This window comes from Chryseobacterium sp. Tr-659 (assembly GCF_011752975.1).
In the GTDB taxonomy this organism is placed as follows: Bacteria; Bacteroidota; Bacteroidia; order Flavobacteriales; family Weeksellaceae; genus Chryseobacterium.
In genome coordinates this window covers 76,296-102,875 of sequence record NZ_VWWP01000010.1, presented here as the reverse complement: position 1 = coordinate 102,875, position 26,580 = coordinate 76,296, and the positions used below count along the sequence as shown (strand labels likewise).

The 26,580-nt window shown below is 37.4% G+C and carries 21 protein-coding genes; 14 read left to right on the top strand and 7 right to left on the bottom strand.

The features are described 5' to 3' along the window. Nucleotides 1-11: 11 nt before the first annotated feature. The gene (locus F3J23_RS19000; protein ID WP_185156481.1) at nucleotides 12-2,081 is read right to left on the bottom strand and encodes a TonB-dependent receptor plug domain-containing protein; all 2,070 of its coding nucleotides are present in this window, start codon (nucleotides 2,079-2,081) and stop codon (nucleotides 12-14) included. A 120-nt stretch (nucleotides 2,082-2,201) separates the two neighbouring features. Between F3J23_RS19000 and F3J23_RS18995 the strand changes: the two genes are divergently transcribed. The 9 genes from F3J23_RS18995 (at nucleotide 2,202) to F3J23_RS18955 (ending at nucleotide 12,021) form a co-directional block, all read left to right on the top strand. Beyond that, on the top strand, nucleotides 2,202-3,353 hold the full coding sequence (locus F3J23_RS18995; RefSeq protein WP_167032681.1) for a homogentisate 1,2-dioxygenase: 1,152 nt from the start codon (nucleotides 2,202-2,204) through the stop codon (nucleotides 3,351-3,353). Between the two features lie 185 nt (nucleotides 3,354-3,538). Beyond that, nucleotides 3,539-5,050 carry a succinate CoA transferase gene (locus tag F3J23_RS18990; protein WP_167032679.1) on the top strand — a complete coding sequence of 504 codons (1,512 nt, stop codon included), beginning with the start codon at nucleotides 3,539-3,541 and terminating at the stop codon, nucleotides 5,048-5,050. A gap of 180 nt (nucleotides 5,051-5,230) precedes the next feature. Continuing rightward, entirely contained in the window at nucleotides 5,231-5,416 is a 186-nt protein-coding gene (locus tag F3J23_RS18985) for a bacteriocin-like protein (protein ID WP_167032677.1), read from the top strand. A 216-nt stretch (nucleotides 5,417-5,632) separates the two neighbouring features. Next, nucleotides 5,633-6,907: an acetyl-CoA hydrolase/transferase family protein gene (locus tag F3J23_RS18980; RefSeq protein ID WP_167032667.1), complete on the top strand. Its 1,275-nt coding sequence runs from the start codon at nucleotides 5,633-5,635 to the stop codon at nucleotides 6,905-6,907. Nucleotides 6,908-7,046: 139 nt separating this feature from the next. Beyond that, a complete protein-coding gene (locus tag F3J23_RS18975; RefSeq protein WP_167032665.1) occupies nucleotides 7,047-7,841 on the top strand; it encodes a hypothetical protein in 795 nt (264 codons plus the stop codon). 231 nt (nucleotides 7,842-8,072) lie between these two features. Beyond that, complete coding sequence (gene hppD, locus F3J23_RS18970; protein WP_167032663.1) at nucleotides 8,073-9,203, top strand: 4-hydroxyphenylpyruvate dioxygenase; 1,131 nt, start codon at nucleotides 8,073-8,075, stop codon at nucleotides 9,201-9,203. Nucleotides 9,204-9,275: 72 nt separating this feature from the next. Beyond that, entirely contained in the window at nucleotides 9,276-9,740 is a 465-nt protein-coding gene (locus F3J23_RS18965) for a hypothetical protein (protein WP_167032661.1), read from the top strand. Between the two features lie 51 nt (nucleotides 9,741-9,791). After that, a complete protein-coding gene (gene fahA, locus F3J23_RS18960) occupies nucleotides 9,792-11,039 on the top strand; it encodes a fumarylacetoacetase (protein WP_167032659.1) in 1,248 nt (415 codons plus the stop codon). A gap of 157 nt (nucleotides 11,040-11,196) precedes the next feature. Further along, nucleotides 11,197-12,021, top strand: a complete 825-nt coding sequence (locus tag F3J23_RS18955) for a flavin reductase family protein (protein WP_167032657.1) — start codon at nucleotides 11,197-11,199, stop codon at nucleotides 12,019-12,021. Between the two features lie 32 nt (nucleotides 12,022-12,053). Here the strand turns inward: F3J23_RS18955 and F3J23_RS18950 are convergent, their stop codons facing one another. Continuing rightward, entirely contained in the window at nucleotides 12,054-12,563 is a 510-nt protein-coding gene (locus F3J23_RS18950) for a hypothetical protein (RefSeq protein WP_167032655.1), read from the bottom strand. A gap of 55 nt (nucleotides 12,564-12,618) precedes the next feature. Continuing rightward, entirely contained in the window at nucleotides 12,619-13,461 is an 843-nt protein-coding gene (locus tag F3J23_RS18945; RefSeq protein WP_167032653.1) for an alpha/beta hydrolase family protein, read from the bottom strand. A gap of 59 nt (nucleotides 13,462-13,520) precedes the next feature. Here F3J23_RS18945 and F3J23_RS21760 point away from each other — a divergent pair, with 59 nt between their 5' ends. From F3J23_RS21760 to F3J23_RS18920, 5 genes are all read left to right on the top strand, one after another. Beyond that, entirely contained in the window at nucleotides 13,521-14,777 is a 1,257-nt protein-coding gene (locus tag F3J23_RS21760; RefSeq protein ID WP_167032651.1) for a T9SS type A sorting domain-containing protein, read from the top strand. 15 nt (nucleotides 14,778-14,792) lie between these two features. Then, nucleotides 14,793-15,566: a HipA family kinase gene (locus F3J23_RS18935; protein WP_167032649.1), complete on the top strand. Its 774-nt coding sequence runs from the start codon at nucleotides 14,793-14,795 to the stop codon at nucleotides 15,564-15,566. Continuing rightward, nucleotides 15,553-15,936 (top strand): DUF3037 domain-containing protein, encoded by a 384-nt coding sequence (locus F3J23_RS18930; protein ID WP_167032647.1) that lies wholly within the window; start codon nucleotides 15,553-15,555, stop codon nucleotides 15,934-15,936. Before F3J23_RS18935 ends, F3J23_RS18930 begins: the two co-directional genes overlap by 14 nt. Before the next feature lie 24 nt (nucleotides 15,937-15,960). Beyond that, the gene (locus F3J23_RS18925) at nucleotides 15,961-16,995 is read left to right on the top strand and encodes an alpha/beta hydrolase (protein WP_167032645.1); all 1,035 of its coding nucleotides are present in this window, start codon (nucleotides 15,961-15,963) and stop codon (nucleotides 16,993-16,995) included. A gap of 193 nt (nucleotides 16,996-17,188) precedes the next feature. Beyond that, nucleotides 17,189-19,030: a carbon starvation protein A gene (locus tag F3J23_RS18920; RefSeq protein WP_185156480.1), complete on the top strand. Its 1,842-nt coding sequence runs from the start codon at nucleotides 17,189-17,191 to the stop codon at nucleotides 19,028-19,030. A gap of 56 nt (nucleotides 19,031-19,086) precedes the next feature. Here F3J23_RS18920 and F3J23_RS18915 read toward each other — a convergent pair whose 3' ends face one another. The 4 genes from F3J23_RS18915 to F3J23_RS18900 all read right to left on the bottom strand — a co-directional run bounded on the left by F3J23_RS18915 (nucleotide 19,087) and on the right by F3J23_RS18900 (nucleotide 26,303). Further along, nucleotides 19,087-21,858, bottom strand: a complete 2,772-nt coding sequence (locus tag F3J23_RS18915; RefSeq protein ID WP_194303876.1) for a TonB-dependent receptor plug domain-containing protein — start codon at nucleotides 21,856-21,858, stop codon at nucleotides 19,087-19,089. Between the two features lie 376 nt (nucleotides 21,859-22,234). After that, nucleotides 22,235-22,933 (bottom strand): hypothetical protein, encoded by a 699-nt coding sequence (locus tag F3J23_RS18910; protein ID WP_167032643.1) that lies wholly within the window; start codon nucleotides 22,931-22,933, stop codon nucleotides 22,235-22,237. 24 nt (nucleotides 22,934-22,957) lie between these two features. After that, on the bottom strand, nucleotides 22,958-23,659 hold the full coding sequence (locus F3J23_RS18905) for a hypothetical protein (RefSeq protein ID WP_167032641.1): 702 nt from the start codon (nucleotides 23,657-23,659) through the stop codon (nucleotides 22,958-22,960). 313 nt (nucleotides 23,660-23,972) lie between these two features. Then, entirely contained in the window at nucleotides 23,973-26,303 is a 2,331-nt protein-coding gene (locus tag F3J23_RS18900; protein WP_167032639.1) for an ATP-dependent helicase, read from the bottom strand. Nucleotides 26,304-26,580 lie beyond the last annotated feature (277 nt).

The following is a 26,580-nucleotide window of genomic DNA, read 5'->3' as shown; positions in this document are numbered from 1 at the left end:
AGCAAAAGTTCTCATTTCAAAGTATATTTCACTCCAAGAAACCCTCTGATCCGCTGCATAGGAGCATAGCCATATGCCGTATCGAAAGTATAATGATTAGGATTATTAACCGGATCATCAACATATTTATCAAACGGATCAAACGGTCTCATCAAAGGATCTTTAGGAGTAAAATTGAATAAATTTTTAATTCCGCAATACACTTCAAACCCGGATTTGAAACTCTTTGAAATCTGAATATTGGCCAGAGAATAAAATGGCGAGTATTCCGGACGGTAATCATTAGGTAATACAGGGAGTCTCATTGGTCCGTAAAACTGTCCGGTAAAATCAACCGTCAGATTATTCGGGAATTTATAGGTCAGATTATAAGTTCCGCTCCATTTCGGTGCGTGAAGTTGCTGCGTTTTTTGATTTTCATTATCATATTTCTGATATACATCAAGATAAGTTACCCCAAGATTAACACTCAACGGAAACTGAAAAGCAAAATCCACGTTCAGGGAAGCACCTCTTGAAATTCCGTATCCATGCAGATTGTCGTAGATAATTTTATTCGGATCAGAATCAAAATCACCAACAATCTTATTGCTGAAATAAGTATAAAATGCAGAAGCATCAAAATTCAGCAAACGGTTTCCAACAGGGATTTTCCAGATGTAATTTAAATTTCCGTTCACTGATCTTTCGGGCTTCAGATCAGATTTTACAACAACTTCCCGGGAACCTGTCAACGCAGCATGATCCTCTGTAAACAGATTAACCACTCTAAACCCTGTTCCGAAATTGAAACGTAAGGTATGATAAGGATTGGGTGAAAACTTCCATGCAAATCTTGGTGAATGTACGGAGTGATGCACTTTATCGTAATCATATCGGTATCCAATCAACAAGGTATTTTTATCATTGATTTCCCATTGATCCTGAACAAAAGCTCCCCAGATCGGAGATTTCATAGGAGCATTGGTTATACCGTCTGAGGCCAGAGTTCCGGGAGTATTGTCATCGTAAAAAGTTCTTTTGAAAGTAAGCCCGGCTGTGATATCATGTTTTCCGAAACTTCTGTCCCAATACGTCTGAACAAAAGCTACCTTTTGTATAGCATTAAAAGGATTGGCTCCGTAAAACGAATTCTGATCATGATAGTTGTAGGAAAACTGTGTCACGATATGTTCTTTCATCGGCCATTCATACAGTCCGAAAATTTCCGCTCTATTGGTATAGATACTTTCTCCGTATACCTCATCACTGCCACGGAAAGATTTGTTCCATTGCATTTCTCCTCCGAAACGGTCTTCATACAGATATCTCATGGCAAAGCTAGCCTGTCTGTTTTCTTTTCTCTGAAAGTTCCATTTGTTAAAAACAGAAATCCTGCTTTGTAAAGTAGCATCCGTAAAATTATCTTTATTCTGGTCTATTCTTTCCTGAAAACTGAAATAGTTCAAGCTTAATAATGAAGCTGCATTCTTTCCTACATTAAACTTTGTTGAAAGGTCAAGATTATTCTCACTCCATGTAGTAGTCATTAAATCTACACTCAGTTTTGGGGCTGTCAGTGCATTTTTGGTGATAATATTGATCACTCCTCCCATAGCTTCCGACCCATAAATGGAAGAGGCAGGTCCTTTTACCACTTCTATCCTATCTACCAGGCTGTTCGGAATTCCGCTTAGTCCATATACGGTGGAGAGTGAACTTACAATCGGCATTCCATCAATTAAGATCATCGTGTAAGGTCCTTCCAATCCATTGATATGAATATCTCCCGTGTTGCATACAGAACAATTCAGCTGGGGTTTTACTCCGTTCACCATTGCTATGGCTTCGAAGATACTTGGAGTCGGGTTTTTCTGAAAAAATTTCTGACTGTAAATCTCAACAGCCACAGGGCTTTTCGACCTGCTCATCGGTTTTATGGTTCCGGTAACCACTACATCCTCTATATTACTCGTCTTGATTTCTCTTTTGGTAACTCTGGCAGAATCTAGATTTTTATTTGACTGTAAGCTCAAACTGTCTGTCTCCTGCGCAAAACAATACGATGATAAAAAAGTAATAGAAAATAATATTCGCTTCATGAAATTAAAATTGTTAGACAAATCTAACAATTATTTTTTAAATACAAAACTTTCAGAAAAATATTGATTCAGCGAATTCATGAAAAATGATTAAATTTGAGAAACTACAATGAAAGTAAAATGAGATATCATCTATCGGGAAACATCCCACCAAAAAGACATACTATCTTTAAGTCTCCGGAAGATAAATTTTACTATGAACAGCTTTTCGGCACAGAAGGTTTTCATGGCATTTCTTCCCTGTTATATCATATTCACCGCCCTACACAGATCAAATCTATCGGCGAACCGAAAGATGTAACTCCTAAAATAGCCGTGGAGAAAAATGTGGCTCCAAGAATGTTTAAAGGAATGAATGTTACTCCTGAAGACGATTTTATGGACAGCCGAAAGATCCTTTTGATGAACAATGATCTGAAAATGGGATTGGCTAAACCTAGAAAATCGATGGATTATTTCTACAAAAATGCGGAATGTGATGAACTTTTATACGTTCACCAGGGAACCGGAATTTTAAAAACATTTGTAGGAGATCTTGAATTTGTGACCGGTGATTACCTTATCATCCCAAGAGGAACCATTTATCAGGTAGAATTGAAATCTAACGATACTGTATTTTTTGTGTTGGAGAGCCACTCTCCTATTTATACTCCGAAGAGATACAGAAATGAATTCGGCCAGCTTTTGGAACATTCTCCGTTCTGTGAAAGAGATATCATTGCTCCTGCTTTCAAAGAACCCAAAGACGAAAAGGGAGAGTTTTTAATTAAAGTAAAAAAAGAAAACCAGATCACAGACTTCATTTATGCAACACATCCGTTTGATGTAGTCGGCTGGGACGGGTATTTCTATCCTTATAAATTCAATATCAAAAACTTTGAACCAATTACCGGAAGAATTCACCAGCCGCCACCGGTTCACCAGAATTTTGAGGGACATAATTTTGTTGTCTGCTCATTCTGTGCAAGAATGTATGATTACCATCCACAGGCCATTCCGGCTCCTTACAATCACTCCAATATTGATTCTGATGAGGTATTATTCTATACGGAAGGTGATTTTATGAGCCGTAATCATATCGATCTGATGGACTTCACTCTTCACCCGGGAGGAATTGTACATGGTCCTCATCCAGGTGCTATGGAAAGAAGTATTGGTAAAAAATTCACTGAAGAATATGCCGTAATGGTAGATCCTTTCCGTCCGTTAAAGATTACGGAAGAAGCTTTAAAAGTGGAAGATCCGTCTTACAAAACTTCATGGTTAGAATAAAACAATAAAAATACTTTCTTTTAATTTCAGAAAAGTATTACTGAATACATACAAAAGACGCTTTAAATCCTTTATTTAAAGCGTCTTTTTTCGTAAATTTGTGAGGTATGGTTAACATATTTAACCATCATTATTTTTCATAACGCATCCTAAGTAATGGTGGTTTAAAACAAAATCAATATTACATGTTAGAAAGAATCAGATTAGAAAGTCTACACCAAAAAGTAACCACAGCAGAAAATGCTGTAAAAATGATTAAAGACGGAATGATCATAGGATCAAGCGGCTTTACAAAAGCGGGAGACAGCAAAGCTATTTTGCCGGCACTCGCAGAAAGAGGAAAAACCGAAAACCTGAAGGTCACACTCATGACCGGCGCTTCACTAGGGCATGGAACCGACGGAAAATTAGCAGAAGCTGACGTTTTAAAGAAAAGGATGCCGTTTCAGGTGGATCCTATTTTAAGAAATAAGATCAATAAAGGTGAAATACTTTTCATTGACCAGCATTTAAGCGAAAGTGCAGAACTTCTTCACACTAAAAATCTTCAGAGTATTGACGTAGCAGTTATAGAAGCGGCTTATATTGAAAGGGACGGAAGCATTGTACCTACTACTTCGGTAGGGAATTCAGTCACATTCGCGGCTTTAGCTAAAAAGGTCATTATTGAGATTAATACGGAAGTTCCTGAGGAAGTGTATGGAATTCACGATATCTATCAGGCAGAAGATTATCCATACAGAAATGTGATTCCAATTGTTGCTCCATGGAATAAGATCGGCAGAAAAAGTATTCCTGTTGATCCCAATAAAATTGAAGCCATTGTTTTTACGAATCTTAAAGACAGCCCCGCGGATATTGCAGAGCCAGATGAAAAAACAACTGCAATTGCCAGACATCTCCTTGATTTCTTTGAAAATGAAGTTCGTTTAGGAAGACTTACAGACAGGCTCCTTCCTCTTCAGGCAGGCATTGGTAAAGTGGCCAATGCTGTTCTTACAGGCTTTAAGGATAGTAATTTTTATGACCTTACAATGTTTTCAGAAGTGCTTCAGGACAGTACTTTCGATTTAATAGATTCCGGTAAATTAAGTTTTGCATCAGCATCATCCATCACTGTTTCTCAGGAATGCTATGAAAGAGTTCTGGGCAACCTGTCTAAATATAAAGAAAAATTTGTTTTAAGGCCTCAGAATATCTCCAATACACCGGGACTGATCAGAAGATTGGGTGTGATTGCCATCAACACCGCCATTGAGTTTGACATTTATGGAAATGTAAACTCTACTCATATCGGAGGTACTAAAATCATGAACGGAATCGGGGGTTCCGGAGACTTTGCAAGAAATGCTTACCTAAGTATTTTTGTAACACAGGCCGCATCAAAAGGAAACAATATTTCTCATGTTCTTCCAATGGTTTCACATACGGATCATACAGAACATGATGTAGATATTCTGGTAACAGATATTGGATTAGCCGATCTAAGAGGTTTAGCTCCAAGAGAAAGAGCTCAGAAAATCATTGAAAACTGTGTTCATCCGGATTATAAAGAAGAATTACAATCTTATTTTGACAGAGCCTGTGAAAGGGGCGGACACACGCCGCATTTACTGGAAGAAGCATTCAGCTGGCATTTGAGATTCTCAGAAACCGGAAGTATGAAGCAGAAAACAGCAGTTGAAATTTCCAATTAACCTGGGTATGGTTTAAGTAAAGTTTTAAAATAATTGACCGTCATTGACTTTTTCAAGGTTTAATGGCGGTTTTTTTCGAATAAATCATATATATCGGAATTAATTTTTAAATTTAAAAGATTTTAAAAGCGTAATCCGAAAAGCTATATGAGTAGGAAAAACTAATACCAAAAATTATTCATGAAAAATCTTAAAAAATTAAAGAGAAACGAATTAAAAAATGTAAAAGGAGGGAATAATCCAACTCGAGTTGTTTGTGTTCAACTTATGAATCAATTTGTAGAAGCACTTCCTGAAGATTTTTGTACTTATCCTGAAAATTCTGCTCATACGGTATGTGTATGTAAAAGACTCTATGGTCTGTAACGCATGATACACGTATAATCATAAAAAGGACTGAATGCCATGGCATTTAGTCCTTTATTTTTTTTGACTTATCCCAATCTATTCCACATGACAAAAGTCTTTTCATGATATCCAAATTATTTGAAATAGGTATCAGTATAAAGACTATCTTTGAAAGAAGAGAGGTATTTTATGAGGTAAGAAATACGATTAACATCCTATCAAAAAACAGAATATATGAATAATTACATCAGTGCTGAAGAAGCAATATATACGATAAAAAGTGGGAACCGTGTATTTTTCCATGGCAGTGCTTGTACGCCCAACTACCTGATTGATGAGCTGGCAAGACAATCACACCGGTTGGAAAATGTAGAAATGGTTTCTATTACCCAGCAGGGAAAAGTAGAAATTGCAAAGCCGGAATACAAAGACAGCTTTTTTATCAATTCTTTATTTGTTTCTACTCCTGTTCGTGATGCTGTAAATTCTGACAGAGGAGATTTTGTTCCCGTATTTCTAAGTGAAATTCCTATTTTATTCAGAAAAAACATCCTTCCTCTTGATGTGGCTCTGATTACCGTTTCTCCACCGGACAAACATTGTTTTTGTACTTTAGGAACTTCTGTAGATATTGCAAGAGCAGCTGTAGATACCGCAAAAATCATTGTTGCCATTGTCAATCCGAGAATGCCGAGAACTCATGGAGATGGTATGATTCACATCAGCAGAATTCATAAACTGGTTTGGCATGAGGAAGAACTTCCTACCGTAGATTATGGTTCAAAGGTAGGTCCGGAAGAAATGCTTGTAGGGAAAAATGTAGCTGAACTTATCGAAGACAGATCTACTCTTCAGATGGGGATCGGAACTATTCCTGATGCGGTTTTAAAATGTTTAACCAATCACAAAGATCTGGGAATCCATACTGAAATGCTAAGCGACGGGGTTATTGATCTGATTCAGGATGACGTGATCAACAACAAATACAAAGGCTACAACGATAATAAAACCATTACCAGTTTCTGTTTCGGAACCAGAAAACTTTATGATTATGTGGATGACAATACTGTATTTGCATTCAGAGACGTAAGTGAAGTTAACTTTCCGATCAATATCATGCGAAACAAAAAAATGGTAGCCATCAATTCAGCTATTGAAATAGATCTTACCGGACAGGTTTGCGCAGACTCCATCGGAACTATGCAGTACAGTGGGATCGGAGGACAGATGGATTTCATGCGTGGCGCAGCTTTAAGCGAAGACGGAAAACCCATCATTGCTATTACGGCAAGAACAAAAAAAGGCATTTCACGAATTGTTCCTTTCCTTAAACAAGGGGCCGGTGTAGTAACAACAAGAGGCCATATCCATTATGTAGTTACTGAATACGGAACAGCTTATCTGTATGGTAAAAATCTACGCCAGAGAGCACAGGAGCTGATCAGTATTGCTCATCCTGATGACAGAGAGATGCTGGAAAGGGCGGCTTTTGAAAGATTTAAACACTGATAATCAAACCACAAAAGTCTCCCGCTGCTGTTTTTATGCAAAATACGAAAACAAATTTTGAAGCCTGATAAATAGAATCATAAAAAAACTTTAACATTTTGGCAGTATTTTTGATAAAACTCTTTCTAAAACAAGGAAATTGAAGACTATATATAATTCTATACGAGAAGAAGTTGTAAAGCATTCGAAAGTAAGGAATTCTGTTTTGGGGAATGTGAATGAATGGAAGAGAAGCCATTATATTATTCTTTCCGAAATAATAAAAGAAGAACTCTCTGAAGCTGATGAATTGAAAGGAGGGAAAAAATTCGAGATTGGAAACACCATTTCTCATGTTACTTTACAACGTTTTTTTGAAAACGACTATCAGGATAAAACCCACAGTGATCTCAGGTTCTTAAAAACACTGGATAAGATCTGTATTTTTCTAGGCTATAAAGATCTTAATGATTATATCCTTTCTGTAAGACACAAAAAAGAAGACAACCAGCAAACGAACGACCTGTCTTTTCTCACCCAGATGGTTTATGATTACTGTTCCATAGCATTTGAATTCTGTAAACAGTTTCCCAATCATAATACCGGGATTTTTAAAGAACTGGTATTCGAAGATTCTCCATTTCTGGAAAGAGTTTCACAGTTCAGTAAAGAATTGTGTGACAAAGACTTTCAGCTGGTAACTAAAAATAACCGTTCGAATTACGAAGTTTTTGACATCAACGTCGTTACTGATGAACCGGACAAAAAGATACTGGAATCCCAGGAATTCTGGAATCTCCTGTTTAAAGTAGGCGAAACAGGTGAAGAACATTTTGTCAATCAGTTAAGCACTCAGATTTATTTTATCAAAAAAATAGATAATACCTGGAAAATCTGGGACAATTATAACCCCGATGCGGGGAGACTCAACAGAAAAATAGAAACCCATTCATAAGAAAGCCGTAGAGAATCTCTACGGCTTTCATGTTTCGAAATATTTTTTTCACTTGTCTTTTGTATTACAAATGTAGGTAGCCCATATTAAACGTAAGAAACTTAAATATACTTAAGTGAACTCTTCTTTAACTTTATGTTAAATATATTCAAGGATTATTATGGAATATTTTCGCCATGTCCAAGTTTTTTGTAATTTGCATACCAATAAAATAAAAGTAAAAGAGAAAATATGTCAACACTTACATTTGCCGAGAAAATTGCTCAAGCAGAGAATTTCTTACCGATTAACGGTACAGATTATATTGAGTTTTATGTAGGAAATGCAAAACAGGCTGCCCATTATTACAAAACCGCTTTCGGTTTTCAGTCTGTGGCTTATGCCGGTCCTGAAACAGGAGTGAGAGACCGCGCATCTTATGTGCTTCAACAGGGAAAAATCAGATTGGTATTAACTACCGGGCTTAAGTCTGATTCTCCTATCAGCGAACACGTAAAAAAACATGGTGACGGGGTAAAAATTTTGGCACTTTGGGTAGATGACGCTTATGCAGCTTTCGAAGAGACTACTAAAAGAGGTGGAAAACCCTATTTAGAGCCTGTAACTTTAACTGATGAGCATGGTGAGGTAAGAATGTCCGGAATCTATACTTATGGAGAAACCGTTCACATGTTTATTGAAAGAAAAAATTACAATGGTGCTTTCATGCCTGGGTATGAAAAGTGGGAAAGCGATTACAAACCTGAAGAAGCAGGTTTATTGTATGTAGACCACTGTGTAGGAAATGTAGACTGGAACAGAATGATCCCAACTGTGGAATGGTACGAGAAAGTAATGGGATTCGTAAACATCCTTTCTTTTGATGACAAACAGATCAACACAGAATATTCTGCATTGATGTCTAAAGTAATGTCCAACGGAAACGGATATGCAAAATTCCCTATCAATGAACCTGCAGAAGGCAAAAAGAAATCTCAGGTAGAAGAATATCTTGATTTCTACGAAGGTGAAGGTGTGCAACACATTGCTGTGGCTACAAAAGATATCATCCACACAGTAACCGAATTAAAAAAACGTGGTGTAGAGTTTCTTTCTGCTCCACCTGAAGCTTATTATGACATGGTTCCTGAAAGAGTAGGCCATATTGATGAAGATCTTAAAAAACTTCAGGAGTTAGGTATACTTATTGATCATGATGAAGAAGGGTACTTACTTCAGATCTTTACCAAGCCTGTAGAAGACCGCCCTACTCTATTCTTCGAAATCATTGAAAGACACGGTGCACAGAGTTTTGGTGCCGGAAACTTCAAAGCTTTGTTCGAAGCATTAGAAAGAGAACAGGAAAGAAGAGGTAATCTTTAATTTTACGTTAAGAAATATTAAGTTTTGTCAGGATACAGTATTCTGGCAAAACTTTTTTATAAAACACAGTATATGAGAAAATTTTTAATCGGGATTTTTTTCCTTGGAACTTTAGGGCTCAAAGCTCAATATGGATCACTGAATGAAATCCTTAACCGACTTGAGCAAAGAAAAGGCATCAATCAGCATCTTGAAAATGTAAATATTGACAACAAAAAATTTGTTTTCATTAAAGATGAAGCCGATCATACAGAACGTGATTTTATTATTATCAAAGGAAATAATGCCACTTATGTAGAAGTATTTGATGATAAAGCCACAGGAGAAAGCAGTTCCAATGTTTTCACCGGAGACGTTGTCAGAAAGAAAAATATTATTTCTTTAAGAGCAGATATGCTTGAAAATAAAAAGATCCCGATGCCTGTTACGAAAACATTACTGTTGACGCAGCAGGATAATATTCTGTACCTCATCGATGTCAATACCAAAGACAGATGGATTGATGAAGCATCTTACTCAACCAAAAAGGCAAAATAAATATCTGGAAATCTTCCGGATAATATTGTAATCTAACTTAAATCTAAACTTATGAAATCATTTGTAGACTATTCCTCAAATTCGGATTTTTCTATACACAATATTCCTTTCGGAGTCGCAGTTTTTAATAAAGAATACATCGGATGCTGTACAAGAATCGGAGATCAGGTAGTGGATCTTGCAACACTGTACGATCTTGGCTATTTTGAAGATATTGAAGGATTAGACGACAATGTTTTTGAAGCATACACCATCAATGAGTTTATTGAATTGGGAAAACCTGTAACCAATGCTGTTCGTACTAAAATCCAAACATTATTGCAGGAAGGCTCCGCATTATCAAAAGATCAGAAAACTATCGAAGAAGCTTTCTATGACCTTGATAAGGTAAAAATGATGATGCCTGTTCATATCCCGAACTACACAGATTTTTACAGCAGCATCGAACATGCTACCAATGTAGGAAAAATGTTCCGTGACCCTGCAAATGCATTATTACCCAACTGGAAGCACCTACCGGTAGGTTACCACGGAAGAGCTTCTTCTATCGTAGTTTCAGGAACGGAAATCAACCGCCCAAAAGGTCAGATGAAACCTGCTGATGCAGACAAACCTGTTTTCGGACCATGTAAGCAATTGGATTTTGAATTGGAAATGGCTTTCATCATCAACAAAAATACAGAGATGGGAGAAAGTATTTCTACCAAAGAAGCAGAAGATGCCATCTTCGGAATGGTGGTATTCAATGACTGGTCTGCAAGAGATATCCAGGCATGGGAATATGTTCCGCTAGGACCATTTCTTGCCAAAAACTTCGGTTCATCTATCTCTCCATGGGTAGTTACACTTGAAGCTCTGGAGCCATTCAGAACCGCTTCTCCAACTCAGGATCCTGAAGTTTTAGATTATTTAAAATTTGAAGGCGACAAAAACTACGATATCAACCTTGAAGTTTATATCCAACCGGAAAATGGAGAACAAAACCTGATCTGCGAAAGCAATTACAAACACATGTACTGGAATATGACACAGCAACTGGCACACCACACGGTAAACGGATGTAACGTTGAAGTGGGCGATCTGTATGCCAGCGGTACAATTTCAGGAAGTGATCCAAAATCATTCGGATCCATGCTTGAACTGACTTGGAGAGGACAAAATCCATTATCATTAAGCAATGGAGAAGAAAGAAAATTCATTGAAGATAATGATACTGTAACCATGAAGGCCTGGGCTGAAAAAGATGGTGTAAGAGTAGGTTTTGGTGACGTTTCGGGTAAAATTATTCCAACACTTTAATTACTATTTAAGCACTTTAGTTTTTTGAGTTATATAATCATGATAAAATTAAGTTCACTTTAGCCTTTGAAAATCGGAGATTTTCAAAGGCTAAAGTGAACTTAATTAAGCTATTATCATCGACAACTAAAATAACTTAAGTGTTAAAAACAAAAAAATGAAAACAGTAATCCCCTCCGAAATAACCTCCGTACAGCTGCAGACGATTATGCAGACAGCTGTTTCGCCACGCCCTATTGCTTTAGCTTCTACGGTGGATAAAGACGGAAATAATAATTTATCCCCATTCAGCTTCTTCAATATGTTCAGCACGGTTCCTCCAATTCTGATATTTTCCCCATCAAGACGTGTACGTGATAATACAACTAAACATACCCTGGAAAATATTCTGGAAGTTCCGGAAGTTGTTATTGGAACAGTAAATTTTCCTATTGTACAACAGATTTCCCTGGCATCTACAGAATACGGAACAGGAGTTAACGAGTTTATTAAATCTGGTCTTACCATGAAAGATGCAGATCTTGTACAACCCAAACTGATTGAGGAATGCCCCGTAAACTTTGAATGCAAAGTTTTAGAGGTAAAACCATTAGGAGATCAGGGTGGCGCAGGAAACTTGGTAATCTGTGAAGTTCAGAAAATCCATATCAGAGAAGAATATCTGAATGAAACAGGAAACCTTGATCAGAAAAAACTGGATATGGTAGCCCGTTTAGGCAGTAACTGGTATTCCAGAAGCAATGAAAATAGTCTTTTTGAAGTTCCGAAACCTCTGGTAACAAAAGGAATAGGTTTTGATCTGCTCCCAGATGCTATTAAATACAGCAAAATATTTACAGGAAATGACCTTGGCATGCTGGCTAATACCGAAGTGTTACCTGCCGGAGATTTCCATGCCGATGAAAATATTCATCTTGATGCCCAGAAATTACTTCTGGAAAGCAAAGTTGAAGAAGCCTGGACTATTTTGACCATTAAATAAAAAGGAAGCCTGAAAAATTTCAGGCTTCTTTTTTATTTTGCTTTTAGCGACTTTGTGACTGTTATTTTCTTCTTTTCGCTGAAATCTGTCAGCTTTCCATTTTGATCTATTAAGACATTCAGATTATTATCTTTAGAATCAAAATAGATATCCGTGGAATATCCCGGACAGTCATGCTGCTTACATCCTGTCAGTTTATAAATCCCGTTTTCAGAAGTAATAGGGCTTTCCACATCGAAATTTTTTACCATTTCATCGTATTGGGTTCCTACTAATTTCTTTAACCTTTCCGTGATACTTTTGTCTTCAAACAGCTTGATATCATGTGGATATTTCCCTACATTTTTAGTAATGATATTCTCTGTAACTGCCGTAGAAGATGCGGATGCCGAGTCTGTTTTAGGCATTGCAGCAGAATCTTTCGGCATTACGGTAGCCAAAGTATCTGTACTTGTTGAAGATTCTGTTTTGGTTTCTTTCTTACAGGAAACCACTGTTGCCATTAATGATAGCGCTAATGCGCCTGCAATCATTTTTTTCATAATTATACTTATATTTATATAGTGATTAAGCTAATGTAACGAAAATTATACCATTCTATTGCAATTTTCCTTTTATAAAATCAATACATTTTTCAGTCACACAATACAGATCTTCAGGCAGTTGATCTCCTGCCCAGGGTTCTTTAGCTCCGAAAGTATGATTGGCATTTTCAATCAGGAAGAGCTCAGAATTGGGATTAAGAATGTGAAGATGCTCAGCCTGCTTGGATTCTACAGCCTCATCATCTGTTCCATGAATAATCAGCATATAAGCCTTTGCCATTTCGGCTGCACGCTCCACATCAAAACGATGAATATCCTTTTCATAATCTTCATAAAACTGATAGTAGTGGGGCATTTCCTGTTTTGTACGCCCGTTCAGGGCATAATACACTCCACTTCTTTTCCAGTTCTCAAAAGCTTCTTCTTTAGGAAAGCGGTCTAAGGTATCTACACTTGCCAGAGTAATCAATCCATTGATTCTTTCATCTTCAAAAGTTTTAATAATAGAAATTCCTCCTCCTCTGCTGTGTCCAATCAGCACGATCTTTTGATCATCAATATGCGGATCTTTAGAAAAATGATCAATTACCACTCCAAGGTCAGAGAGCTCTTTAGAGTAGTTATTATTCCCAAAAGCTTCCAGATCAGCAAAATTTTCAGGATCTTCTATTGTAGTTCCGTTATGTGAAAAATTAAACTTAACGAAGAAAAAGCCGGCTTTAGCCAACTTATGAGCCATCAGTTCCCAGGCTCCCCAGTCTTTGTAACCTTTGTAGCCATGAACAAATATAACCAACGGTAACTTTTGTTCACCTTCAACATAAAAAGCATCAGCAAGAAAACCTTTTGTTTCTTTATTTTCTAAAAGTATATTCTTTTTAATAATCAAATTCATAAATAAATAGGCTTTGTTTAATATTTTTTATATTTATGGATTAATTCAAATTGAAATTTATGAAAAAAACTCTACTATTTTTACTTTTACTTTCTTTTTCTTTTTCATTAGGCCAAATCACCAAAAGGGTATTTTTTATCGGGAACAGCTATACCTACGCCAATGACCTTCCAGCTCTCATCAAAAATACAGCTGCTTCAACCGGAGATATTCTGGATTTCCATAGCCAGACCCCCGGAGGATCAACACTTCAGGATCATGCCAATAATCCAAATACAACTGCTATTATCAATCAGGGAAACTGGGACTATGTTGTATTACAGGAACAAAGCCAGCTCCCTTCTTTTCCTGATTCTCAGGTTCAAGCTCAGGTATATCCTTATGCTCTTCAGCTTTCCAATCTGATCAAAAACTCAAACGCTTGTGGAAATGTAGTCTTTTATATGACCTGGGGGCGTAAAAATGGTGATGCTTCAGTTTGTCCCGGCTGGCCGGCAGTTTGTACCTATCAGGGAATGGATGACCTTCTTTACACCCGATATATGGAAATGGCCAATACCAACGAAGGCCTTGTTTCTCCCGTAGGTAAAGTATGGAGAATTATCAGAGAACAGGATCCTTCCCTTGAACTGTACGATCAGGATGAGTCACACCCTAGTTATATTGGCTCTATGGCTGCCGCTTATACCTTTTACACCATTTTGTTTAAAAAAGACCCTACACAGGTTCCATTTAATGGTAATTTACCTCAGACGCAAGCTCAGTTTATCAAAAATATTGTTAAAACGGAAGTATTCGACCAGCTTAATAAATGGTATGTAACAGCCAATGATGTTCACAGCAGATTCATTTATCAGATGACCGGAACGGGAACCGTTCAATTCACTAATAAAACACAGAATGCAAGCACATATTTATGGGATTTCGGTGATGGAACCACTTCCACGTTGGAAAATCCTACCCATACATATTCTGCCTCAGGCAGTTATAGTGTAAAACTCACCACTGATGCCTGCGAAACCAATACAAGTAAAACAAAATTAATAGTTGTTACTACATTAAACACTGCAGAAACACCGTTAGAAGATCCTGTTCTTATTTACCCTAACCCTGCACAGAACATGATCCATATTAATGCTAAAAATGAAATAGAAATCCTTTCACTTACGGATACAGCCGGAAGAAAGATCGGTTTTCATTCAGACATAACAGATGCCGGTTATTCAATTGCTTTACACCATCTAACAAGCGGTATTTATTTTCTGCACTATAAAACCGGAGAAAAGGAGTTCATTAAAAAGATTATTAAAAAATAACCTTATTTTTGCTTCATGCAGAATTTAAGAACTGTAACCGTGATGCGTTACATTCTGCCATTGAGAGAAGGAGGTTCTCTTCCTGCTCTGGCAGAGGCTGATGATGATTTCAAATATGTCTTAAAATTCCGTGGGGCAGGCCACGGAGTAAAAATGCTTATTTCCGAATTTTTAGGAGGAAAGATTACAGAAGCTCTGGGACTGAAAATTCCCGAACTGGTTTTTGTTAATCTTGATGCCGATTTCGGAAGAACGGAAGCCGATGAGGAAATACAGGATCTCCTGAAATTTTCTGAAGGCCTGAATCTGGGACTACATTATCTTTCCGGTTCTATCACCTATGATCCGGGGGTAAGTATTGACCCGCTTCTGGCTTCAAAAGTGGTTTGGCTGGATGCATTTATCACTAATATCGATCGTACTTTTAAGAACACGAATATGCTGATGTGGCATAAAGAATTGTGGATTATTGATAATGGTGCTTCGTTCTATTTTCACCATTCATGGCAAAATTTTGATGCGGCTGCCAAAACCCCTTTCAAATATGTAAAAGACCATGTTCTTCTTCCAAAAGCAAAAATGCTGGATGAAGCTGATCAATTTGCTCATGAAGTACTGAATGATACACTTTTCAGAGAAATTGTCAATCAGATTCCAGAAGACTGGCTGCATTGGAATGATGCAGACGAAACGCCTGAAGAAATCCGCGAGATCTATTTTCAGTTTATGAAAACCAGATTCGAAAACTCTCAAATCTTTGTAAACGAAGCTAAAAATGCAAGAGGATAAAATTTATGAATATGCGGTAATACGCTTGGTGCCCAAAGTTGAAAGAGAAGAATTTTTCAATATCGGGCTGGTGATGTTTTCTAAAAAAGAAAAATTCATCAGGGTTGAATTCTATTTATGTCCGGATAAATTTAAACTGATGCACAGCAAGCTGGATTATGATGATATTATTCAGAATCTGGAAAGTTTTCAAAAAATTGCGAATGGAGAAAAAGATGGCGGACCGATTGCACAGCTTGATATTCCTGAACGTTTCCGCTGGCTCACAGCCGTAAGAAGTGCTGTTGTACAAACTTCAAGACCACATCCCGGAAAATCAAAGGACCTGAATATCACTTTTGGTAAACTTTTTGAGGAGTTAGTAAAATAACACATTCTCTAAAAAAAATTTATTATGAAAACACATATTAACGACATATCAAATTACAGGTTTTTAACAAACCTGTTTTTTATTTTATTTTTAAGTTTTTCCAGCTTATTTTTTTCACAAAATTTCTCTCAGGTTCCGGTAAAAACTCCTCCCGTAAAAAGTTCCCTTCTTCCTGAAATAGCCTCTGTTTCGGAAAATATAGTTTACAAGACCGATAAAAAAGGAAATCCCATAGCTTTGGATCTCTATATGCCCAAAAATACAACCTCTGATCAACTTCCCGTATTAATCTACGTTCACGGAGGAGGATGGGTAGAAGGAGATAAAACAGTTCATGCAGATGATTATCTGGAAACTACGATTGTAAAACTTATTGCAAAACAATATGCAGTTATCAGCATTAATTATACATTACTGAATGAGAACACTCACTTTCCTCTTCCCGTGGAAGATACTAAAGATGCTATAAGATGGGTGAGGAAAAATGCAGAAAAATATCATTTTGACTCTGGCAATATTGGACTTTTTGGAGCATCGGCAGGGGCACATCTTTCTCTGCTTGCTGCTTATACTCCGGATAATACCTATATCGGCAGCCCTGAGCTTTCCTCTTATTCAGCAAAAGTAAATTACGTTATTGATCATTATGGGCCAGCAGACCTTAATCAGCTTTTTCATACCAGATTGGGAACGATTCCGGTTTCTATAATAAGATTAATGTCAAAAAAGATTGTTACTCTACAGCAGGAACTGGTAAAAGGACTTTCAGGATATAACATCAGAAAAGACCAGGACATGGCAATAGACTATCTCAAAACAATCTCTCCGGTTTATTTTGTATCGGATGGTGTTCCCACTTTAATTATGCAGGGAAACAAAGATAAGGTAGTTCCTCTAAACCAGTCGAAAAAGCTTTACAGAAAATTAAAAAGAGCAAAAGTTCAGACTTCATTAGTAATTGTTGACAATGGCGTACATGGTTTTGGTACTACAGATAAGGCATATCTGGATAAAATAACCGATGAAATGGTAGATTTTATTGTATCTCAGAAAAAATAATATACATACGCTTTCATAAAAAAACATTAATATCTAATAATCAAAACAATAGACTAAATTAAATCAACAAATTTGCTAGATTGATATACATATGAATATTTTTTAACTGAAAAATAATTACCTTGGCTAAATGTTAAATTATTCACATTTAAAAGTCAAATAAATTAATTATTCATTAAAAAATAAACACAATATGGATTATCTGAATAATATCAATGCGCTTACTCTTATCTTTGCATCTGTTCTTATTTTTGCGATAGCCTATCGTTTTTACGGTATTTTTATTGCCAACAAAGTTCTCAGATTGAATGATCAGAATACCACTCCGGCTATAGAATTTGCAGATGGTAAAGATTATGTAGCGACCAATAAGAATGTACTTTTCGGACATCATTTTGCTGCTATTGCTGCAGCCGGACCTTTAGTGGGGCCGGTTCTTGCTGCACAATTCGGATATCTTCCCGGTGCACTGTGGATTCTGATAGGCTGTGTACTGGGAGGAGGTGTACATGATATGGTGGTTTTGTTTGCTTCCGTAAGGCATAAAGGTCAGAGTCTTGCTACCATTGCCTCCAAAGAGATTGGTAAAGCCACCGGAACTGTAGCCGGCTTTGCTATCCTGTTCATCCTGATTCTTACTCTGGCTGGGTTATCTCTGGCTTGTATCAATGCTATGCATGAAGCTTCCTGGTCACTCTTCACTGTAGTCATTACCATGCCTATTGCTATTATTATGGGATTGATTATGCGTTATAGAAAGAATAGTGTTCTTTTTGCCAGTATTCTTGGCGGTGTACTTCTGATTGCAGGGATCATCGGAGGACACGGATTAATGCAAAATCCCACAATGAATAATCTATTTTCATGGGATATTAAAACAATTTCTATAGCAATTCCTTTGTATGGCTTTCTGGCTTCGGTATTGCCCGTCTGGCTGCTTTTGGTACCAAGAGATTATCTTTCTACTTATTTAAAAATAGGAACTATTATCATGCTTGCTATTGGAGTAATAGTGATCCATCCTACTGTACAGATGCCCGCTATCACAGCATTTGTTAATGGAGGAGGTCCTGTAATAGGCGGACCTGTGCTTCCTTTTATTTTCATTGTGATTGCCTGTGGGGCTATTTCAGGCTTTCATGCGGTAATTGCTACGGGAACAACCCCAAAAATGCTTAATAAAGAAAGAGAAATTCTTTTCGTTGGATATGGAGCTATGCTTGTGGAAGGTTTTGTTGCATTAATGGCACTCATCGCAGCATGTACCTTAATGCCAGGCGATTATTTTGCGATCAATACTCCTAAAGATACCTACGATGCCTTTCTTGCAGCCCATCCTTCTCTACATGGAGTAGATATTGATTATTACTCACAAAAAATAGGAATAGACCTGTATGGAAGAACGGGAGGAGCTGTATCTCTTGCCGTAGGAATGGCCCATATCTTCAATAAAATTCCTTATATGGATCAACTTACTGCTTACTGGTATAACTTTGCTATCATGTTTGAAGCTGTATTCATTCTTACTGCTATTGATGCAGGTACAAGAGTGGGACGTTTCTTCTTACAGGAAATGCTGGGATCCGTGATTCCTAAATTCAATGATAAAAACTGGGTTCCCGGAATTATTATCAGCAGTATGATCTTTACTTTTGCCTGGGGATATCTTGTATTTACTGGAAATGTGAGCAGCATCTGGCCGCTATTCGGGATTAGCAACCAATTGCTGGCAGCCTGCGGACTTATTGTATGCACCACAATGCTTATCAGAATGAACAGAGGAAAATATGCATTATGCTCAGCTATTCCCGGAGTTTTCATGGCTGGAATTACTTTCTGGGCAGGATATGTCCAGGTAACCACCATTTACATTCCTAAGGGCCAGTATTTATTGGCTGCATTGGCTGTAACGGCTATGGTTCTGATGCTTATTGTATTTGCAGGAGCTTTTATAAAATGGTATCAGCTTCTTCAGATCCGGAAAACAGAAATTGATTATTACGGAGAATCTGTAAAGGAGCTCGTGGAAAGATAAATGAAATTCAATAATAAAAAAGTCCGGCTGTTCCGGACTTTTTTATTGAGTATTTTTTAAAAATTGAAGTTAAGTCTTGCAAAAACATATCTTCCGTTCTGCCCGAACTGTGATGTGGAACGGGAATAAATGAACTGATCATTATTGGTAGAGGCAGGAAGGTTTCTCGTAGGATAAATATCAAACAGGTTATTAACGCCTAGTGTTAAACCCACGTTTTGGGTAAACTGATAAGCTGCAGAAAGATCCGTAATGATCTTATCTCCGATCTGCTGATGCTCATTTGGCTCAACAATACCATCACCATTCACATCAATATTATCTGCTCCCGTCACTTTTCCGAAATACGTATTTCTCAGATAAAAGCTTGCATTCTTCCATGACAGGGTATGAGAAAGACTTGCTTTCACTCTTGGTACAGCTTCCTCCAGGTATATTCTTGATTTTTCGGAGAAATAGATCTTTTCAAGATTCGGAGACTGTAATAATCCTGAAGAATGTATACTTCCCACTTGTTTGGTCTGGTTCAGGTTAACCGCAAAATTATTATCCAGTTTAAAGCCTGAAAATCTGGTATTATGAGAAATAACTACATCCAATCCTTTTGTTTCTGTATCAATTGCATTGGTAAAAAACTGTGCAGCATTCACTCCCAGTTTATCATACTCCTCCTGTGCTTGTGAAGGGACATCTTTTCTTAAGAACTGGTCTGTAAGGATGATCCTGTTATTAATTTTGGTAAAATATCCGTCGGCAGTAAATGTTAACCCTGCAGACGGGATTCTGTATGTAAAGCCTACACTTGCAGATTTGGACGTTTCCTGCTTCAGTTTCGGCATATTCAGCTGTTCTGCCAATTGGGAATCATTGCTGAATGTTCCTACTTCCAGAAGCTGATTATTGGTAAACAAAGTAGAGGTTACATTGTAATAGATCTGGTGAATTGACGGAGCCCTGAACCCCGTAGATCCTGCAAATCTTACATTAAAATTGGGAGCCACTTTAATTCTTGAAGCTAATTTATAATTGAAAGTAGATCCGAAATCGGAATAATTCTCATATCTCGCTGCAGCATCTACCAGCAGCCAATTGGTGAAATTCAATTCAACATCAGCATAAGCTGCCAGAGATTGTCTGTTTTTATTTACAGCATTTTCAGGTCTGAATCCGTTGAATACCTGTGAGCCTCCTGGAAGTGGCAGTCCGAAGAAGTCAGTAGCCCTTTGATCCGGATTACCGTTCCATATGTTTCCATATTGGTCATAGGTTTGGTAAGAAGCTTCCTCCCCTGCTGTTATTTTAAAATTCTCATACCGATGTTCTCCTCCGAATGCCACATTGATTCCTTCCCAAACATCATACTTTTTAGAAAAATCTAAATTGATGGTGTTTTGAGAAAATCTCAGCCCGCCGGCATTAAATTCATTCGGGGAAGCAAAACGCATAGAGGTATTCCCTGTATTTCTGATATTATAGGTAAATGAATTCTGTCCGAAGGTATTACTGAAGTCAATATTCCAGCCATCCCATTTTCCTTTGATTCCTCCCGCCAATGAAATATCCTGGATATCGGTTCCGATTTGCGGCAGATACCCATTAGGATACAAACCTGTAAACGTTCTGCTTTCGCTTGGTCTTCTGTAAAAGCCACCTGAAACTCCGTGTCTCAAGCTATATCCTCCGAAAGTATAGACTTTCCAATCATCACTAATCGGTACCTCAGCATTCACAAAAAGCTGATGATTATTAAGTTTCGACTGTCCCACCTGCATATTAAAATCCTTTCTAGTCTGCCCTCTGTAAGCCAACTCCTGATCAGTAAAGTAATTAAGCTGATCTCTGGTAAAATTTCCGGATTTCAGAACATCTTGTAGACCTGAAATGGTATTGGCCCCCTGAATAGCATTTTGTAAATCCTGAGAGAAATAGCTTACCTGCTGTGCATATTGATGAATATAATTAACAAACTGCTGTGAATTTGGAATATCCTTAATATCGCTGAAAAGAGAAGAAAGATTCACTCCGTTATTTAAAGCACGTTGTTCAATGGCATTGTAGGCATTATAAATAGGAGCATTTTCCGTTCCTGCTCTGTAGGTTGGATTTCTGAACTGAGAAGTCCATGTAATATTAAAGAAACCTCCCTTTTTCCCTATTTTATTTCCATAATTCAGGTCTAGCTGAATATTTTGTCCGTCGAAACCTCCGGTATGATCATTGGCGGCCGGTGTTAAATTTCCACCATAGCTGATCTGTCCTGCCAGCTTTCCGGTATCCTTTTTAAGTTCGAGGTTAATTACCCCGGCAATTGCATCAGATCCATATTGTGCGGAAGCACCGTCCCTCAATACTTCTATTCTGTTCAGGGCAAATGACGGAATTGCGTTCAAATCGGTTCCGACCGTACCTCTTCCAGGAGTTCCGTTTACGTTAACCAATGCTGAGGTATGTCTTCTTTTTCCATTAACCAATACCAGGACCTGATCCGGGCCTAACCCTCTCAGCTGAGCAGGATCCAGATGGTCTGTTCCGTCTGAGTTTGTTTGAACTGTGGAAGTAAAAGACGGGGCAACAGCATTTAGAATCTGTCCTATATTGGTTTGTGGAAGGATGATTGAAGATTCTTTTACGTTGAAGACATCTACCGGAACCGGGCTGTCCACTTTAGATCTGGCACCTGCTCTTGATCCTAGTACCACTACTTCTTCTACGTTATTGGTCTTTATCGTATCTTTATTTGTTTTTATACTGTCTTTTTCCTGCCCATAAGTGTAAGTTCCAAGGAAAAATAAAACAGAGGCCGAAAAAATAGTTTTCTTATTTCTCATATAGTTTAGTATTTGATTGAGACATTTATGTTTTTACAAGGTGCAAATGTAAAATATTTTCATTAGTCTACAAAATTAATAGACTTTGTTTTTATAAAAAATAAATATTGCTTCTTTCTATTCCCCTATTAAAGTTATGATAAATTAAAAGAAATTCGATAAAAATATGATCCTAAAGAATAATCATATCAAAGCCGTTGATTATGCATCATTTCTGCCTGCAAAGACATATTAAATAAAAATCTTAGAATCTTCAGCATGAAAATTTTGTGAATTCTATTTTAAAAAAGAGTTCAAAATAAAAACGGATCCAAAAATTGAATCCGCATCATTTATATTTTTATTATTCTGGAATTAAACCTGGCCAGTTTAAACATTACCTGACATTATGATCAAAAAACCATTTATTGACATCGGGTATACATACCATTCTCAAGATGGTAAAACGTAAAGGATTAAAATTCATGGCTACGCTTATATTTGTTGTGGTACCGCTTCCATTAATCCCTCCGGAATTATTATAGACAATTCCGGCAGGGGGTGTAAAGCCTAACGACGGATCAGCCGCATTAAAAATATTCCCGGCGGTATTAGTTCTGATAATAACGGGACTGCTGGATGTTCCTCCCCATTTATATATAGTAAATATCTTTCCATCTATTCCTCCCGTTCCACAAGTGGGCAGAGTAATTGTTGAACCGTAATCAACAACATACAAATCTGCCAAATCCTTGGCAGCAACTGCGGAAAGATTTACATTCGAATTTATAACTCCGGCAGCCTGACTAATTGTCCATGCCCGAATATCGTTTTGGAGCTGAAGATAGCTTCTGCTTCCTACTACTCCATCAGTTCGGCTGACAAGAACATTTGAAAAATTATTATTATCTAAAGCAAGGGGATCGGTTCCGGTAGGAAAACTCGTTGGCGGATTGACTAATCCGGGAATTCCACGAAGTCTTACCGTTCCATTTACATCAATAACCTGGGTAGGTGAAGCTGTATTGATGCCTATCTGTGTGAATAAATAATTGAAGGTAAAGAGGGTAAGTAAGGCAATATACTTTTTTTTCATTACAGGTGTTTTTAAGTAAAATCGTTATTCAACATTGTGATCAAAGAACCATTTATTATTAGGTGCTCCAATACAAACCAGTCTGATGATTGTAAAACGTAAAGTATTCACATTGGAAGCGAGGCTGATACTTATGGTATTCCCGGTACCATTATTACCACCGGAATTATTGTAGACAATCCCAGCTGGCGGTGTATATGATCCGGCAGGATCAGCCGCATTAAAAATATTTCCGGCAGGGGTAGCTGTAATAACAACCGGATTGGCAGATATTGCACCGGATAGAAAAGCTGTAAATATCTTTCCATTGATAGCTCCGGAACTGCAGGTAGGCAGAGTGATATGAGAGCCACTCCCTACCACATACATGTCTGCCAGATCTTTTGCTTCAACAGCCGAAAGGTTTATATTTGAATTAGCAGCACTGCCAACACTACTGATTGTCCAAGCCCGAACGTCACTTTTAAGCTGGAGAAAGCTTCTGCTCCCAACAGTTCCATCAGTTCGATTAACAAGAACATTAGGGAAGTTGTTATTATCTACCACAACAGGATTAGTCCCGGTAGGGGAACTGGCTGGCGGATTGACGAGTCCGGGAACTCCACGAAGTCTTGTGGTTCCGTTTACATCAAGAGTTTGTGTGGGTGAAGCTGTGTTGATGCCCACCTGAGTAAATACTTCATTAAAAATAAAGAGAGCAAGCAAGGCAATAATTCTTTTTTTCATCATAAAAGTGTTTTGTTTTCTTAATACCAAATTCTCCGTTGGTTCAAACAGGCATTTCTGTTTTTATTTAGCGGATGCAAATTTAAGTGGCCCACAAACTATTTTTACCACTCAAAAAAGCGCAAACAAGATTAAAAAAGCTTAATTCTTTTATACTTAGCTCTTTGAAAAGATTATGCTCCAAATTATTTGATTTATAAAATATAGAATACAATATTCCTGTACAGAAATAAATGTATTTATCAAAAAAAACGGATCCCATAGGAATCCGTTTTAAATTTTCAATATCAGTTTTACAAGTGAAAAATGATGGTTATATTTTTGTAAGTTTTGCGTATTTCAGGATCAGATTTTTCTCTCCTTCATGCATAAAGATAACTTTTGCTTTAATATTCTGAGGATCGGTTCCATCCAGGAAAGTGACTTCTCCTATTCCGAAACGGTCATGCCGTACTTTATCTCCTACTTCAATATCCTGAGAAGAAGCTCCGCTTGGGTTGATAATCTTAGCAGTACTTACCGGCTTCAGCTTTCTTACTTCCTGAGCAGGTTTTGAACTTTCTCCTCTATCAATTGACTTTTTCTCAACCTTTTTGAAAGATCTTACTTCAGAAGGATGTTCATCAAAAATATTAGACTTAACTCCTGAGTTATTGATAAACCTTTTTTCCATTGCCGGATTGAGGAATTCAATGTATTCATCATCAATCTCACTTAGGAATCTCGAAGGTTCGGCATCGGTAATTTTTCCCCATTGAAAACGAGAAATAGCATATGAGAAGAATGCCTGTTTCTCTGCTCTTGTCAAGGCCACATAAAACAATCTTCTTTCTTCTTCCAGATCTTCTCTGGTAGCTGAGCTCATGAAACTGGGGAACAAATTTTCTTCAAGCCCCACAAGATGCACTACCGGGAATTCCAATCCTTTAGAAAGGTGAATGGTCATCAAAGAAACCATATCATCTCCCAGATCTTTATCCTGAGTATCTGCGGAAAGTGCAATATTCTCAAGGAAATTGGAAAGGCTCGGATCTCCGTCTTCCAGCTGCATCTGCTCTTCAATGAAACCCTGCATGGAGTTCATTAATTCCTGAACATTTTCCACTCTGGAAATTCCTTCCGGAGTCTGATCATCTTTTAAAAACTTAATCAGACCGCTTCGTTTTGCTACTTCCATAGCAACACTGTAAGCCGTTTCTGTCTTTAATAAAACCTGGAATGCCTTAATCATAGACCAGAAATCATTCAGCTTATTTAAAACTCCGTTATTTAGCCCTAACTGAGGTGCGTACATCGGAAGATTATCTAAAACTTTTGACACAGAAATATTTTGAGCATCGGCAAAAACGATCAGCTTATTCTGTGTTGTTTCCCCAATTCCTCTGGCAGGATAATTGATAATCCTCATCAGGGCTTCAGAATCGTTTTCGTTAATCAGAAGTCGCAGATAACCTATCAGGTCCTTTACTTCTTTTCTTTGGTAGAAAGAAAGCCCGCCATACACTTTGTACGGAATATTTTTACGTCTCAAAGCATCTTCAAATGCTCTTGTCTGAGAGTTCGTTCTGTATAAAATAGCAAAATCACTGTATTTTCTCTGATCCCGGTTACGAAGTTCCCAGATATTTCCGGCAACAAAATTTGCTTCATCGGCATCGGATAGTGAACGGTATATTTTGATTTTATCCCCTTCTTCATTATCACTGAAAACATTTTTCTTGAATTGCTGTAAATTTTTAGCAATAACAACGTTTGCTGCATTTACAATATTTTGTGTGGAACGATAATTCTGCTCCAGCGATACTGTCTTGGCATCAGGGTAGTCTTTTTTAAAGTTTAGGATATTATAGATATTAGCTCCACGGAATGAATAAATAGATTGTGCATCATCTCCCACCACGCAAATATTCTCAAATTTCGAAGCCAAAGCTTTTACGATAAGATACTGAGAATGGTTGGTATCCTGGTACTCATCTACCATGATATATCTGAATCTGTCCTGATATTTAGCCAATACTTCGGGGAAACGAGTTAACAGTTCATTCGTTTTAAGCAGCAGGTCATCAAAATCCATAGATCCGTTTCTGAAGCACTGATCCACATATTTTTGATAGATCTGCCCAATGAATTTCATATTCGCCTTTTCATCAGCTTCCATCAACTCTGGATTATTGAAATAAGCTTTTACGGTAATGAGGTTATTTTTGTAGGTTGAAATTCTTGCCTGAACTTTTTTCGGTTTATAAAGATCAGCATCAATATTCATATCCTTCAGTACTTTTTTAATCACATTCAGGGCATCCTGCTGGTCATAAATAGTGAAATTGGAAGGATATCCCAGATAATGGGCCTCAATTCTTAAAATTCTTGCAAAAACCGAGTGAAAGGTTCCCATCCAAAGACTTCTTGCATTGCTGTCTCCCACCACTTTTGCGATACGGTCTTTCATTTCGCGGGCCGCTTTATTGGTAAAGGTAAGTGCCAGAATATTGAAAGGGTCTATTCCATTGTGTATTAAATGAGCAATACGCATGGTAAGCACACGCGTTTTCCCGGAACCGGCACCGGCAAGTACCATTAAAGGCCCTTGTAAAGAGGTAACGGCTTCATATTGTGATTCATTAAGTCCTTTCAGATAATCCATACAGCAAAAAAATTTTTGGAACACAAAATTAATGTATTCGGAGGAGAATTCAAACTTTCATACAGAAGTTCGAAATTTAGGATACTCGTGTTTGAATCCTGAACCAATTACATTAGTTGTCAATTTTTGCTTCGTAAAGTAAATAAGGAATAGATATCTACTAAATAAAAAACATAAAAATTGATACATAAAGCGAATTCAATATTCTCATTTTTACATTTTAACTCTTTAATAATTTTATTATGAATACATATTTCCATAATCTTTGTAACATTTA

What these genes read in the sequence shown, in the direction of transcription:
- F3J23_RS19000 (WP_185156481.1), bottom strand. Translation starts at nt 2,081, where the DNA reads ATGAAGCGAATATTATTTTCTATTACTTTTTTATCATCGTATTGTTTT.
- F3J23_RS18995 (WP_167032681.1), top strand. Translation starts at nt 2,202, where the DNA reads ATGAGATATCATCTATCGGGAAACATCCCACCAAAAAGACATACTATC.
- F3J23_RS18990 (WP_167032679.1), top strand. Translation starts at nt 3,539, where the DNA reads ATGTTAGAAAGAATCAGATTAGAAAGTCTACACCAAAAAGTAACCACA.
- F3J23_RS18985 (WP_167032677.1), top strand. Translation starts at nt 5,231, where the DNA reads ATGAAAAATCTTAAAAAATTAAAGAGAAACGAATTAAAAAATGTAAAA.
- F3J23_RS18980 (WP_167032667.1), top strand. Translation starts at nt 5,633, where the DNA reads ATGAATAATTACATCAGTGCTGAAGAAGCAATATATACGATAAAAAGT.
- hppD (WP_167032663.1), top strand. Translation starts at nt 8,073, where the DNA reads ATGTCAACACTTACATTTGCCGAGAAAATTGCTCAAGCAGAGAATTTC.
- F3J23_RS18965 (WP_167032661.1), top strand. Translation starts at nt 9,276, where the DNA reads ATGAGAAAATTTTTAATCGGGATTTTTTTCCTTGGAACTTTAGGGCTC.
- fahA (WP_167032659.1), top strand. Translation starts at nt 9,792, where the DNA reads ATGAAATCATTTGTAGACTATTCCTCAAATTCGGATTTTTCTATACAC.
- F3J23_RS18955 (WP_167032657.1), top strand. Translation starts at nt 11,197, where the DNA reads ATGAAAACAGTAATCCCCTCCGAAATAACCTCCGTACAGCTGCAGACG.
- F3J23_RS18950 (WP_167032655.1), bottom strand. Translation starts at nt 12,563, where the DNA reads ATGAAAAAAATGATTGCAGGCGCATTAGCGCTATCATTAATGGCAACA.
- F3J23_RS18945 (WP_167032653.1), bottom strand. Translation starts at nt 13,461, where the DNA reads ATGAATTTGATTATTAAAAAGAATATACTTTTAGAAAATAAAGAAACA.
- F3J23_RS21760 (WP_167032651.1), top strand. Translation starts at nt 13,521, where the DNA reads ATGAAAAAAACTCTACTATTTTTACTTTTACTTTCTTTTTCTTTTTCA.
- F3J23_RS18935 (WP_167032649.1), top strand. Translation starts at nt 14,793, where the DNA reads ATGCAGAATTTAAGAACTGTAACCGTGATGCGTTACATTCTGCCATTG.
- F3J23_RS18930 (WP_167032647.1), top strand. Translation starts at nt 15,553, where the DNA reads ATGCAAGAGGATAAAATTTATGAATATGCGGTAATACGCTTGGTGCCC.
- F3J23_RS18925 (WP_167032645.1), top strand. Translation starts at nt 15,961, where the DNA reads ATGAAAACACATATTAACGACATATCAAATTACAGGTTTTTAACAAAC.
- F3J23_RS18920 (WP_185156480.1), top strand. Translation starts at nt 17,189, where the DNA reads ATGGATTATCTGAATAATATCAATGCGCTTACTCTTATCTTTGCATCT.
- F3J23_RS18915 (WP_194303876.1), bottom strand. Translation starts at nt 21,858, where the DNA reads ATGAGAAATAAGAAAACTATTTTTTCGGCCTCTGTTTTATTTTTCCTT.
- F3J23_RS18910 (WP_167032643.1), bottom strand. Translation starts at nt 22,933, where the DNA reads ATGAAAAAAAAGTATATTGCCTTACTTACCCTCTTTACCTTCAATTAT.
- F3J23_RS18905 (WP_167032641.1), bottom strand. Translation starts at nt 23,659, where the DNA reads ATGAAAAAAAGAATTATTGCCTTGCTTGCTCTCTTTATTTTTAATGAA.
- F3J23_RS18900 (WP_167032639.1), bottom strand. Translation starts at nt 26,303, where the DNA reads ATGGATTATCTGAAAGGACTTAATGAATCACAATATGAAGCCGTTACC.